11 protein-coding genes are annotated in these 12,974 nt (G+C 71.2%); 3 read left to right on the plus strand and 8 right to left on the minus strand.

Translation table 11 applies throughout. The features are described from left to right. Positions 1–115: 115 nt before the first annotated feature. On the minus strand, positions 116–1,321 hold the full coding sequence (locus ACFYP4_RS28370) for a DUF5685 family protein (protein ID WP_358855599.1): 1,206 nt from the start codon (positions 1,319–1,321) through the stop codon (positions 116–118). Between the two features lie 291 nt (positions 1,322–1,612). Between ACFYP4_RS28370 and ACFYP4_RS28375 the strand changes: the two genes are divergently transcribed. After that, complete coding sequence (locus ACFYP4_RS28375) at positions 1,613–2,050, plus strand: cell division protein SepF (RefSeq protein WP_355793185.1); 438 nt, start codon at positions 1,613–1,615, stop codon at positions 2,048–2,050. A gap of 54 nt (positions 2,051–2,104) precedes the next feature. Here the strand turns inward: ACFYP4_RS28375 and ACFYP4_RS28380 are convergent, their stop codons facing one another. Together ACFYP4_RS28380 and ACFYP4_RS28385 are read right to left on the minus strand one after the other, a co-directional pair. Beyond that, positions 2,105–3,295 carry an acyl-CoA dehydrogenase family protein gene (locus tag ACFYP4_RS28380; RefSeq protein ID WP_358855598.1) on the minus strand — a complete coding sequence of 397 codons (1,191 nt, stop codon included), beginning with the start codon at positions 3,293–3,295 and terminating at the stop codon, positions 2,105–2,107. A gap of 102 nt (positions 3,296–3,397) precedes the next feature. Next, complete coding sequence (locus ACFYP4_RS28385) at positions 3,398–5,014, minus strand: MFS transporter (RefSeq protein ID WP_388789133.1); 1,617 nt, start codon at positions 5,012–5,014, stop codon at positions 3,398–3,400. A gap of 501 nt (positions 5,015–5,515) precedes the next feature. On the opposite strand from ACFYP4_RS28385, the gene ACFYP4_RS28390 reads away from it, so the two are divergent. After that, the gene (locus ACFYP4_RS28390; protein ID WP_358855596.1) at positions 5,516–6,538 is read left to right on the plus strand and encodes a phosphatase PAP2 family protein; all 1,023 of its coding nucleotides are present in this window, start codon (positions 5,516–5,518) and stop codon (positions 6,536–6,538) included. A 99-nt stretch (positions 6,539–6,637) separates the two neighbouring features. On the opposite strand, the gene ACFYP4_RS28395 is transcribed toward ACFYP4_RS28390, so the two are convergent. Next, a complete protein-coding gene (locus ACFYP4_RS28395) occupies positions 6,638–6,856 on the minus strand; it encodes an I78 family peptidase inhibitor (protein ID WP_358854141.1) in 219 nt (72 codons plus the stop codon). A 400-nt stretch (positions 6,857–7,256) separates the two neighbouring features. On the opposite strand from ACFYP4_RS28395, the gene ctaD reads away from it, so the two are divergent. Continuing rightward, positions 7,257–8,987 (plus strand): cytochrome c oxidase subunit I, encoded by a 1,731-nt coding sequence (ctaD, locus tag ACFYP4_RS28400; RefSeq protein ID WP_358854140.1) that lies wholly within the window; start codon positions 7,257–7,259, stop codon positions 8,985–8,987. Here ctaD and ACFYP4_RS28405 read toward each other — a convergent pair. The 4 genes from ACFYP4_RS28405 to ACFYP4_RS28420 form a co-directional block, all read right to left on the minus strand. Beyond that, positions 8,896–9,906: a YafY family protein gene (locus ACFYP4_RS28405; protein WP_358854139.1), complete on the minus strand. Its 1,011-nt coding sequence runs from the start codon at positions 9,904–9,906 to the stop codon at positions 8,896–8,898. The two genes, ctaD and ACFYP4_RS28405, sit on opposite strands and share 92 nt — an antisense overlap. Before the next feature lie 192 nt (positions 9,907–10,098). Then, a complete protein-coding gene (locus ACFYP4_RS28410) occupies positions 10,099–10,488 on the minus strand; it encodes a hypothetical protein (RefSeq protein WP_358854138.1) in 390 nt (129 codons plus the stop codon). A 353-nt stretch (positions 10,489–10,841) separates the two neighbouring features. Continuing rightward, complete coding sequence (locus ACFYP4_RS28415; protein WP_388789138.1) at positions 10,842–11,672, minus strand: hypothetical protein; 831 nt, start codon at positions 11,670–11,672, stop codon at positions 10,842–10,844. Continuing rightward, positions 11,669–12,937: a glycosyltransferase family 4 protein gene (locus ACFYP4_RS28420; protein ID WP_358854136.1), complete on the minus strand. Its 1,269-nt coding sequence runs from the start codon at positions 12,935–12,937 to the stop codon at positions 11,669–11,671. Before ACFYP4_RS28420 ends, ACFYP4_RS28415 begins: the two co-directional genes overlap by 4 nt. Between the last annotated feature and the right edge of the window lie 37 nt (positions 12,938–12,974).

Genomic DNA, 12,974 nt, shown 5'->3' on the forward strand with positions numbered 1-12,974 from the left:
AGGGCTGAGCACGCGGCGTACCCGGGTTCCCGTCCTCGCAGCTGCTGAATCGTCGCTTCCAGGCCCGACGCGGGCGACGAGACCCCCTCCGGTCACCCGGAGGGGGTCTCACGCGTCAGCAGTCGCAGGAGCAGCACTCGCAGCACGAGCAGCCCTCGCAGCAGTCACAGCAGTCGCAGCCGTCGCAGTTGCTGCACCAGCCCTCGCGCCGCTGCCGCGACCACGGCCCCTCGTACTCGTCGGCGCAGCACACCTTGCAGGTGCAGCACAGACCGATCGCCACGGCGCACCCGGTCAGCAGGCCGCGCCTGCCCGGTCCCGGCGGCGGGAGCGAGGGCCCGCCGCCGAAGGGGTTGCCGGGGTTGTACGGATTCCGTGTGTCGTACGGTCCGTGCGGGCCCCGCTGCGGCGGCGGTCCGAACGAACCGTCCGTCCCGCCGGGGTCTCCGGACGCGTGACCGCAGCCGGCCGTCCCGAAGGCGCGGTCCACCGACCGCGCCAGCTCGTGCGCGAGCAGCTCGTGGGCCAGCCTGGCGTCGGTGAACTCGACCTCGCGCAGCGCGAGCCGGATCCCGTGCAGCGCGTCGTCGGCGAGCCGTCGTGCCTCGGTGAGCGGCGTCCCCGTGGCCGTCAGCGGGTTCCACGCACCCGACGCGGCGTCAGTTTCCCGGTCCTCCACGGCGTCCAGCAGATGCGCGAGCCGCCCGAAGAGGCGCCCCGCCTCGGCCAGGGGCGCCGCGTTGCCGGGCCGGCCGGCGAGGACGGCGGTGTGCGCGAAGGCGGCGGCGGTCGCGGTCTCGGTCGGTTCGGTGACGGTGAGCAGCGGCGTCCCGGGCCCCGCGAGTGCCTCGATGCCGACCTGACGGTCGACGGCGTCGACGAGGACGGCGGTGTCGAAGCCGACGGCCGAACCGCTGCGCGCGCCGGCCCTGCCCCAGCCCGCGGCGACCCTGCGTGCGGCGAGCGCCACGGGCTTGCGTGCCAAAAGTCCGTCACCGTCCGCGACATGGTCACGCACCTTGGCCGCGGCCAGTACCAGGGAGACGGCCGCCGCGAGCCGTGCTCCCTCACCCTGTGCGACGGACGCCGTGCGCATTCCGCGCAGCGGACAGGGCCCCGCGGTGCGCCGCCATCCCGTGGCGCGCTCGGCCTGAGCCTCCGTCAGCACCGATATCAGCAGTCCGTCGTAGTTGGTGACGACTCTGGCGAACTGACCGTGGTCCCCGCGCAGCGCAAGGCAGAGCCCGCACAAATGCGCCATCCACTGGCTTCTCAGACCCTCTGTCAGGCGATGCCTGCAGGGCCGGACGATTCCGAACATGACGTTCCCCCGTGCCTCGTACGACGTTGAGCTGCGGCATCGTATCCGCCCCCGTCGTTCACCCGTACGCACCCTCCGTCACCCGTACGCCGTGAAGAATCATATTTCACTCCTAGTCAGCAGCTGTTTACATCACGACCCTTGGGAAACGTGGGCTCTCGACGGATTCGCTGTGCACCAGTACCGTCACGAAACCCCCGCACGGCGTCTATCCACTTGGCGCGACATCCGCATCATGGACGACCATGGGGATGCGGAAAGCAATAAAGACCGCTGTGAGAGGAGGCGTCCATGGGATCGGTGCGCAAGGCGAGTGCCTGGCTTGGCCTCGTCGACGACAACGATGACGAGCGCTACTACGACGACGACTACGCCGAAGGACAGGAGTCCGGCGATGCCTGGGTCACCGACCCGCGCGTCAAGGTCGCTTCCGAGACGGCCGAGGAGAAGGGCCGCCGGATCGGCACGGTGACCCCGGACAGCTTCCGGGACGCCCGCGGCATCGGGGAGCTCTTCCGGGACGGAGTCCCGGTCATCATGAACCTCACGTCCATGGAGCCCGCCGACGCCAAGCGCGTGGTGGACTTCGCGGCCGGCCTGACCTTCGGCCTGCGGGGCACGATCGAGCGGGTCGCCAACCGGGTCTTCCTGCTGACTCCCGCCCACACGGAGATCGTGAGCGGTGAGGCCGCGGGCCGTCCGGCGGACGGCTTCTTCAACCAGAGCTAGGGCAGGGCCGCTCACCGGCACCGCCTTCCGGCGCGCCGGTCACGGGGACCGGGTTCACCGGAAGGCGTCGAGACCGGTGAGCGCCTTGCCCAGCACGAGCTGATGCATCTCCACGGTGCCTTCGTAGGTGAGCACCGACTCCAGGTTCGTCGCGTGCCGCATCACTGGGTACTCGAGCGAGATCCCGTTGGCGCCGAGGATCGTCCGCGCCGTACGGCAGATCTCGATCGCCTCTCTCACGTTGTTCAGCTTGCCGAAGCTGACCTGCTCGGGGCGCAGCCGTCCGGCGTCCATGCGCCGTCCCAGGTGATGGGCGAGCAGGATCCCCTTGTGCAGCTCGACCGCCATGTCGGCGAGCTTGGCCTGGGTGAGCTGGAAGCCGCCGATGGGCCGGCCGAACTGCTCGCGCGTCCTCGCGTACGCGAGGGCGGACTCGAAACTGGACCGCGCGGCGCCCATCGAGCCCCACACGATTCCGTAGCGCGCGTGCGAGAGGCAGCTGAGCGGCCCCTTCAGCCCGGTGACCTCGGGCAGCACGGCGTCGGCGGGCAGCCGTACGTCGTCGAGGACCAGTTCGCTGGTGACGGACGCCCGCAGCGACCACTTGTGCTTGATCTCCGGCGCCGAGAAGCCGGGCGTGCCGGTGGGCACCACGAAGCCGCGGATCCCGTCGTCTGTCTGCGCCCACACGACGGCGACCCCGGCGACCGATCCATTGGTGATCCACATCTTTCGCCCGTTGAGCACCCAGTCCCCGCCGTCGCGCCTGGCGTGGGTCCGCATGCCGGCCGGGTCGGAGCCGTGGTCCGGTTCGGTCAGCCCGAAGCACCCGATGACCTCGCCGGCCGCCATCGGGGGCAGCCATCGCTCCTTGTGCTCCTCGGACCCGAAGCGGTGGATCGCGTACATGGCGAGGGAGCCCTGCACGGAGACGAGCGAGCGGATGCCGGAGTCGGCGGCCTCCAGTTCCAGACAGGCGAGGCCGTACTGCACGGCGCTCGCCCCCGCGCAGCCGTACCCCTGGAGCGACATCCCGAGCGCCCCGATCCCGCCCAGTTCCCGGGCCAGCTCGCGGATGCCCGGCAGCTCCCCCTTCTCGTACCACTCGGCCACGTACGGCAGCACCCGGTCCGCCGCCCAGGTGCGCACGGTGTCGCGGATCGCCAGGTCCTCCGCGTCCAGGAGGTCGTCGATCCCCAGCGGATCGGCGGGGTCGAACGACGGCAACGTCGAGGACGCGGTCATGGCAGAACCTCCGGCACGCGAAAACTAGCAGTGTTAACCAAACGTCGGGCCCGACGTTACGAGCCCCCGCCCCGCAAGTCCAGAGCTCACGGCCCGGGACCCCTAGGCGGTCACGCGGGACGTCCGCGCGTCGGCGGCCTCACGCGGCGAAGGCACGTCCGTCGGCCCGGCCGCGGCCGCCCCGCACTCCATGACCCGCGGCAACCGCAGCGCCATCACCGCCCCGAGCAGCAGCAGCCCGGCACTGACCAGCAGGGTCACATGCAGTCCGTGCACGAACGAGTCCCGCGCGGCGTCCCGCAGGGCCGCACCCGAGGGACCGCCGAGCCGCGCCGCGACCTCGTACGCCTCGCCCAGCGAGTGCCCCGCCGCGGCGGAGTCGGCGGCGGGGACACCGGGCACCGAGGACAGTCCGGGGGTGTACGCCGCGTTCATGACGCTGCCGAGCAGGGCGATGCCGATGCCTGCGCCCAGCTGGTACGAGGTCTCGCCGATCGCGGCGGCCCCGCCGGCCTGCGCGGGAGGCGCCTCGCTGAGCATGGACTCGTAGGCGCCGAAGAGTGTGGTCTCCAGGCCGAAGCCGAGCAGGACGAAACCGAGGAGCAGCAGGCCCGTGTTGTCGTGCTCACCCATGGCGGTGAGGCTGATCACCGCGGCCGCGGTCACGCAGAAGCCGACGCAGACCATCGCGCGGGGTCCGAACCGCCGCAGCAGGTTGGCCCCGGCCAGCCCCGCCGCCATCGCCGCGACGGTGAGCGGCAGCAGCCGCAGCCCGGTCTCCAGCGGTGAGAGGTCCAGCACGAGCTGGAGGTACTGCGCGGCGATCAGCTCCAGGCCGACCAGCGCGAGCATGGCGAGGACGATGCAGCCCACCGAGGTGCTGAACGCGGGCCGGGCGAACATCCGCAGGTCGACGAGCGGTTTCTCGCGCCGCCGCTGCCGTCGTACGAAGGCGGCCAGCAGCGCGCCGCCCACCAGCAGCGGCAGCAGCGTGACCGGGCTGAGGGGCGGCTCCCCGCCACCGAGCCGCTTCACACCGAACACGGCCCCGAAGAGTCCCGCGGCCGCCATCAGGGCGCCCACGACATCCCAGGGACCGTCGCGGTCACCCGTCGACTCGGGCAGCAGCCGGCGGCCGACCGGGAGGCTGACCAGCATCAGCGGGATGTTCACCAGGAAGACGGAGCCCCACCAGAAGTGCTCCAGGAGGAAGCCGCCGAGCAGGGGCCCCACGGCCGCGCCAACGGCGGCGACCGCGCTCCAGATGCCGATCGCGAGCGCGCGCTCACGCCGGTCGGGAAAGACCTGGCGCAGGATCGACAGCGTCGCGGGCATGATCATCGCGCCGCCGACGCCGAGCAGGGCGCGGGCCGCGATCAGTACCTGTGCGGTGTCGGCGAAGGCGGCGACGGCGGAGGCGACGCCGAAGAGGGCGTAGCCGAGGAGCAGGATCCGTCTGCGGCCGACGCGGTCACCCAGCGTGCCGAAGAGGATGAGGAGCGAGGCGCAGACGAGCGGGTAGACGTCGACGATCCAGAGCAGTTCGATCCCGCCGGGCCTGAGGTCCTCGGTGACGGCCGGCACCGCGACGTGCAGCACGGTGGCGTCGACGGCGACGAGAAGCAGACTGACGCACAGCACCACGAGGACGACCCAGCGGTTGGCACCGGCCCCGGCCTCCCGACGGCGACGCGCGGCGGCCGTGGTCGTCCCGGACATGTTCGTACCTCCCAGATGTTCCCTCGCCTCGGCGGAAACCGCGGGGTGGGGACTCCCTGCGGCTGCGGCGCGGAAGGAGCGGCTCCCGGGCCCACGCAACGAAAGGCGAGTGAACGGTCAGCGTACGCGAGTTCCGCCGGGTGTCACGTGGCGGACCTCTCACGTTTCCGGCGCCGACCGTGTGGCGTGTGCCACGCCGCATGCCGCCGTTCCCCGAGGTCAGCGACGCGGTGTGCCGGCCCGGTCACCGCGAGGGGCGCGGCGGCGGTCCCGGCCGCCGGTGAGCACGCGGGGAATTCCGCCCCAGCGTCCGGTGAACGAATTCATAAGAGCCGCAAAACAGCGTCAAGGAATGATCAAAGGAATTGAAGGCCGAGCCAGGCTGCGAATAGGCAATCCGCAGCAATAAACGCCCTGTTGAGAGCAATCCCACATCACATCGTCATCACAAAGCCGGTGAATCGCGCGGGAACACAGCTCACTCGCTGTAACGTCGAGTGAGTGCGTACCGAACGAAACCTCACCCGTCTGGAGCGGGTCTTCGCCCGGCTGGACCGTGAGCCGGAACGGCCGGCCCACATCCCCGTACCGAGGATGAGCCGGCACAGGGTCGTGCTCCTCAGCGCGACCCTGGCCTTCTACGTGGCCATCGTGTGGGCCGTCGCGATCACGTCCTGGCTGGTCCGCTTCGACTGGCAGGTCATGTTCTTCCGGCCGTACCAGCAGTGGCCGGAGATCCACGCCTTCCTCGACTACTACGTGGTGCTCGGCCAGCGCGGCCCCACCGCCGTGATGGTCTGCGCGTGGCTCGGCTGGCGCTCCTGGCGGCAGCACACCCTGCGCCCGCTGCTCACGCTCGGCGCGTCCCTGCTCCTGCTGAACATCACGGTCGGCGCCGCGAAGATCGGCATGGGCCGCCTCGGCCCGCACTACGCCATCACCATCGGTTCGAACGAGATGGGCCTCGGCGGCGACATATTTCCCTCGGGCCACACCGCGAACGCCGTGGTGACCTGGGGAATCCTGGCCTACCTCGCTTCGACCCCGCGCGCCAGGCGCTGGCTGTCCGCGCTGTCGGCGGTGACCTCGCTCGGTGTCGGACTCACCACCGTCTACCTCGGTACGCACTGGCTGAGCGACGTGCTCCTGGGCTGGGCCGCGGGTCTGCTGATCCTGCTGGCGCTGCCCTGGTTCGAGCCGTTGATCGCCCGCGCCGAAGCCTGGATCTTCACCCTGCGCGACGCCTGGCGCAGCCGCCGCGGCACCGCGGTCCCGGCCGCCTCCCCGGCGCCGGTCGGCGCGCCGGTCATGGTCACGCGGCCGACCGCCGACGACGGGCAGGCCCCGGCCCACGCGACGGCCGCCACCCGGCCGCCCCGGACGCCCGCCCATCTGGCTCCCGGTCCGCACTCCGCCCGCTCGGAGCGCACACCCGTCACGCCGGTGGGCAGCCGCCGGCCGCCGCACGCCGACCGCGTGCCGCGCACGACGGGCACCTCGGCCCGCCCCCTGACGGGCGGCTGAGCACAGAACGGCGGGGCCGGTACGCACAGCCGCCCCGCACGGCGAAGGCCCCCGGTTCCTGACGAGCCGGGGGCCTTCGCCGTGCGGGGAGCGGTGCGGTCAGCCCTTCCAGCAGCGGGTGACCGTGCCGTCGGTGACCTCGAGGTTCAGCCGGCCCACGCGGTACTCCATGGTGATGATCGAGCCGGGCGGCAGGGAGCGCACCGTGGACCAGCCGCGTTGCCTGGCCCGTTCCTCGGCGCTGCTCGCCGCCAGCCCGACGTAGGTCTCCGGGCTGTCCTCGGGCTCTTCGGGCGGGGTGGTGGGTATGGGTGCCATGACGCCACGTTAGGCGGCCCGCCGCGGCCGGGGAAGCCCGGACCGGACACCATGCGTCACGTGTCCCTCTCCGGTCACGCTTCTGTCACAGGATCACGACACGCGTTTCGGCCCGCCTCCGTCACACCTTCGAGGGGTTCTGTGTGTGTCCGGCGAGCCACCGCGGACAATTCCCGAGGCGCCCCGCGACGCTCCGAATTGACCGCCGAAAGGCCTGACACGCGCGTACGGCGACGTCATCGCGAGCGGAATCCGAAGCCGCCCGGAGAAACCGCGGCGGCCCGGCAATATGCGGTTCCCGGACAGAGCCCCGCGCGCCCTCTGTCGGAGCCCGGGCGGCGCGAGCATCATTGCGTCAGCTTCAGCAGGGCCCGGGGCGCGACGAGTGAAGGGGCGAGCGATGGGCACGGACACCGCGCGGGCGGCGGCGCGACCCGTACCGGCGAGGCGGCCGGGCCGGCTGGCCGTGGACTGGCTGACCACCACCGATCACAAGAAGATCGGTCACCTCTACCTGATCACCTCCTTCGTCTTCTTCCTGGTCGGCGGGCTCATGGCGCTGCTGATGCGCGCCGAGCTCGCCCGCCCGGGGCTGCAGCTGATGGACAACCACGAGTACAACCAGCTGTTCACCCTGCACGGGACGATCATGCTGCTGCTCTTCGCGACCCCGACCTTCGCGGGCTTCGCCAACGAGATCATGCCGTTGCAGATCGGCTCCCCGGACGTCGCGTTCCCGCGGCTCAACATGCTGTCGTACTGGCTGTTCCTCTTCGGCGGCCTGATCGTCCTCGGCTCGCTCGCGGTGCCCGAGGGTCCGGCGGACTTCGGCTGGTTCGCCTACGCTCCGCTCAACAGCCTGGAGCGGTCACCGGGCATCGGCGCCGACCTGTGGATCATGGGGCTCGCGCTGGCCGGCTTCGGCACCATCCTCGGCGCGGTCAACTTCATCACCACCATCGTCGGGATGCGCGCCCCCGGGATGACGATGTTCCGGCTGCCGATCTTCACCTGGAACGTCCTCTTCACCTCGATCCTCGTCCTCTTCGCGTTCCCGGTGCTCGCGGCGGCGCTGCTGGTCCTGGAGGCGGACCGGCGGTTCGGATCGGTGGTGTTCGAGGCGGCCAACGGCGGCGCACTGCTGTGGCAGCACCTCTTCTGGTTCTTCGGGCATCCCGAGGTCTACATCATCGCGCTGCCGTTCTTCGGGATCATCACGGAGATCATCCCGGTCTTCAGCAGGAAACCGATCTTCGGCTATCTCACGCTCGTCGGCGCGACGATGGCGATCACCGGTCTCTCGGTGGTCGTGTGGGCGCACCACATGTTCGCGACGGGCGCGGTGCTGCTGCCGTTCTTCTCCTTCATGTCGTTCCTGATCGCGGTCCCGACGGGCGTCAAGTTCTTCAACTGGACCGGGACCATGCTGAGGGGGTCGCTGTCCTTCGAGACGCCCATGCTGTGGGCGACGGGCTTCCTGGTGTCGTTCCTGTTCGGCGGTCTGACCGGGGTGATCCTGGCGTCGCCGCCCCTCGACCTGCACGTCACGGACACGTACTTCGTCGTCGCGCACTTCCACTACGTCGTGTTCGGCACCGTCGTCTTCGCGACCTTCGCCGGCTTCCACTTCTGGTGGCCCAAGTTCACCGGGAAGATGCTGGACGAACGCCTCGGGAAGATCCACTTCTGGACACTGTTCGTGGGTTTCCACACGACGTTCCTGGTGCAGCACTGGCTGGGCGCCGAGGGCATGCCGCGCCGGTACGCGGACTATCTGGCCGCCGACGGCTTCACGGCCCTCAACACCGTCTCGACGGTCGGCGCCCTCCTGCTCGGCATGTCCACGCTGCCGTTCCTCTACAACGTCTGGAAGACGGCGAGGTACGGCACCCCGGTCGACGTGGACGACCCCTGGGGTTTCGGGCGCTCGCTGGAGTGGGCGACCTCGTGTCCGCCGCCGCGGCACAACTTCGTCGCGCTGCCCCGGATCCGCTCCGAGGCCCCGGCCTTCGACCTGCACCACCCGGCGTTCGCGGCGATCACTCCCCCGCAGACCCGCTCCGGGCAGGAGGAGAGCCCGCAGCTGCGCTTCGGTCAAGAGCGGCCGTCAGACGGTCCCGGGCCGTCCTGAGCGCGTCGACCAGCTCGGCCGGTTCGAGCACCTCGAACGGGAAGCCCATGATCAGCACGTGAACGACCATCAGCTCGATGCTGGCGGCCCCGGCGCGCAGCAGACAGCTGTGCTCGCTCTCCGCCTCCAGCGTCCCGGCGGACGGTGAGACGCGTTCCGCGGCCTCCGCCAACGGCACGAGCAGCCGGACGACCGCGTGGGAGGCGTACGCGCGCGTGGAGACGCCCCGGGAGACGTGGGCGGCCAGATCCCCGGCGGGCGGGGTGCGGGGCGTGAAGCGCGGTCCGTGCGGGGGTCTGGGCGTGATGCGGTCCACGCGGAACGTGCGCCAGTCGGCGCGGTCGACGTCCCAGGCGAACAGGTACCAGCGGCGCTCGGAACAGACCAGGCGGTGCGGCTCCGCCGTGCGCCGCGTCGGGGTGCCGCCGTGGTCGAGGTAGTCGAAGCGCAGCCGCTCGCAGTCCCGGCAGGCGTGGGCGAGTTCGGTGAGCACGGCGGGGTCGACGGCGGAGGCCTGAGGACCGCGCAGCATCGGCACGGTGAAGGCGTTCAGGGCGCCCACGCGGCGGCGCAGCCGGTGCGGCAGCACCTGTTCCAGCTTGGCGAGAGCGCGGACGGACGTCTCGCCGATGCCCTCGATCGCCTGTCCCGCGGCCTGTCGCAGCCCGACGGCCACGGCCACCGCCTCGTCGTCGTCCAGCAGCAGGGGCGGCAGTTCGGCGCCCGCGCCGAGCCGGTAGCCGCCGCCCGTGCCCGGGCTGGCGTTGACGGGGTAACCGAGCTCGCGCAGCCGGTCCACGTCGCGGCGGACGGTCCTCGGCGTGACTCCGAGGCGGTCCGCCAGGTCGGCGCCCGACCACTCGCGGTGGGCCTGCAGCAGTGACAGCAGACGCAGCAGTCGTGCCGATGTCTCCAACATGGCGCCGAGTCTGCCAGCCCTTGCGGACAGTGACGGTCCGCGAGGGAGCTCCGGGCGCCCCGCCGCACCGGGGCCCCGTGACGCTCGACCTGTGACAGCGAAGCTGGACCGCTCGTCATCGAAGTCGGACGGACGGCTGTTTACGCCGGCGAAGATGGAGATCTGCACCGGACCAGGTTCACGTCGAGAGCGTCAGCACTTCTCCTTCCGCGCCTGCTGGATCAGCGGCTCGGCCTCGTCCAGCGTGAAGGTGACCTGCCAGGTCTCGGCCGCCCGGTGCAGGGTGTCGGCGAACTCCCGGTAGCCGTGGTCCTGTTGAGCCGCGTCGGCGGCGCGGTTGGTCGCCGTGTTCAGGTACTGCTCGGCGGTCTGGTAGTAGGGGTCGGTCAGATTTGACGGCCGGGGGCGGGCGAGTTGGTCGGTCAGCTGCTGCAGGGAGGCGCAGGCGGACTTGGCAGACTCGCGCGCCGCCACCGTGGCCTTGGAAGGCGTCGAGCTGCAGGCCGCCAGGGAGAGCGTGGACGCCAACAGCAGGGGCAGGGGCAGTGACAGGCGAAGTATCAGCTGACGTCGACTAGTCATGGGCCAATCCTAGTTAGCTGACGGCCCGACCTCCCGGAAATCCGGTGGGCCCGCAGCCACCGTCCCGCCCGGCCCACATCTGGGCCTTGTCCGCTCTGGCCTGCAACGCGGCCATCAACGACGGCACCGCTTCCGCCCACTCTCGCCTCAACGCCCGCGCACCTCGGCGGGCTCGTCACCCGCGACGGTAGAAGCCAACCACACGATCACATACCAAGACCCCGCGAAGCACCCCAGCGAGGCACCCGCACCGAGCATGCACCCACCCCAATCGGTCCAACTCTTCCGTCGCTGAACAGCGTTGGTCCAACTTCGGTGGCAATCCCTCCAACTTCGCTGTCACAGGTCAACGCTCAGCCGGCCGCGGTGACCGCGACGGACAGGTCGTTGTCCCGGGTGTAGTAGGGCCCGGCCTGCACCGGGCCGTGCTCCGTCTCCAATTCCACCGCGGGGTAGGCGAAGATGCCCTTCTTGTCGGCGACGTCGTCGAGCAGCCGCGCGATCCGCACCCGCGGTCCGGTCTCCCCCGCGGACCGCAGCCACAGATCCCAGATGCCGGGCGCCAGTGCTCCGTACGGCAGGGTGAGGGCGAACCGGGCCTGCTCCGCGCGTACTTCGGCGCGCACCACGGAACCCGCGGGGTGCCGGTGGCGCAGCTCGGCGTGGGCGTCGGGCCCGAGCGCGGTGCCGAACACCCGGCCGCGCACCGTCAGTTCGTCCTTCTCTATCAGCAGTTCACCGGCCTCGGCGTGCGGTGCGCGCAGCCAGCTGCGGACGGTGAGGTTGCCGTGCTTGGTCGCGTACGGGATGCGGACCGCGACGTGGCCGAGGGAGCCGCTGGGCATCCGGTCGACGAGGGAGCGCAGGTCGTTGACGCCCGGCGTCAGGCGCCGCGGTTCGCCCCCGGCGACCTGGGCGTACGCGTCCCAGCGGCCCTCGGGCAGGGCGACGCCGCTGGGCAGGGCGGCGCGCAGCCGGCCGTCCGCGGCCGGGCTCAGCGGCAGACTGACCTCCTCGGTGCCCTCCCGGCGGCGCAGCACCAGCAGCGCGTCTCCCGGCTCTCCCGTCTCCGTCACGTCGAAGGTGAGCCCGCCTGCGGAGTCGGCGATGCAGTCTGCACGGGGCGGCATGGCGGTGTCCTCGTCGGATCGCTGGGGTGTGGTCTGCGGAGCCGGCGTTCTCATGCGGTGCGCCCCTTCGTCGCGGCGACGCGTCCGGCATCCCGAACGGCATACGCACCGCTGAGCAGCGCTCCGCGCGTACGGTGCAGCGATCCGCGCACCCGGCCCCCGAGGGTGGAGCCGCCGCGGCCCGCGAGACCGGCGAAGATCGACTCGTAGCGCTCGGCGATCCGGGCCGGGTCGAAGCGCGCGGAGTCCTTCAGCGCCGCGTCGGCCATCCGCAGCCGCAGGCCGTCGTCGTTGATCAGTTCCAGGAGTCCCGCGGCGATGGCCTCCACGTTGCCGACCTCGACCAGGCGGCCGTCGACACCGTTGTCGATGATCTCGCCGGGACCGTGCGGGCAGTCGGTGGACACCACGGGCAGACCGCAGCGCATGGCCTCCACGATCGTCATGCCGAACGACTCCAGGCTGGAGGTGACGGCGGCGATGGATCCCTTGGCCCATTCCGGTTCGATGGGGTTGACCGGGCCCATCAGGTACACGTGGTTGTAGAGGCCGAGTTCGTCGATCAGGGTCCGCAGCTTGTCCCGCTGCCGGCCGCCGCCGTAGATCCGCAGGCGCCAGTCCGGCCGCTGGGCGCGCACCCGGTCGAAGGCCCTGATGAGCAGGTCGTACCGCTTCACCGGGGCGAGCCGTCCCGCCGCGACGACCCACTTGCCCGAGCCGTCCGCGGGCTCGACGCCGGGGGCGGGCACCGGGTTGGGCACGGCCTCCACCCGGACCCCGGGCAGCCGCATCCTGCCGCGGTAGGCGCGGGCGTCGGCCTCGGTGGTCGTGGTGAGGGCGTCGAGCCGCGGGTAGGCGCCGCGCAGCTGGGCGCGCAGGGCCGCGGAGTGGCTGTCGAGGGTGAGGTGCTCCTGTCCGACGCGGAGCGGACCGCGGCGGGTCTGGCGGGCCAGATGGACGTTCAGGCCGGGCCTGGTGCCGACCACGACGTCGGCGTCGACCTTCGCCAGGTGCTCGGCGATGCGCCGGTCGGTGAGCGCGCTGTACTGCTCGTAGCGGCCCTCGGAGCGGGGGAAGACCTTGGCGGGACGGCTCAGGTCGGGATCGTCGCCGTCGCGTGCCCCGGCGCCCTCACGGACGTCGACGAGATGCCGCAGCCGTACGCGCGGATCGGGCGCGAAGGCCGGCTCGTCCCGGTGGCGGAAGACCGAGACGATCTCGACGTCGTGCTGCTCGGCAAGGGTGTTGGCCAGGTTGTACGTCGTCCGGATGGTCCCCCCTATGCCGTACGCGTTGTGTATCAGGAAGGAAATATGCATGCGTCCCCGAATCTGCTGTGTTCCCCTGTCTCGTCCA

This window comes from Streptomyces sp. NPDC005551 (genome assembly GCF_042871785.1).
Lineage (GTDB): Bacteria > Actinomycetota > Actinomycetes > Streptomycetales > Streptomycetaceae > Streptomyces.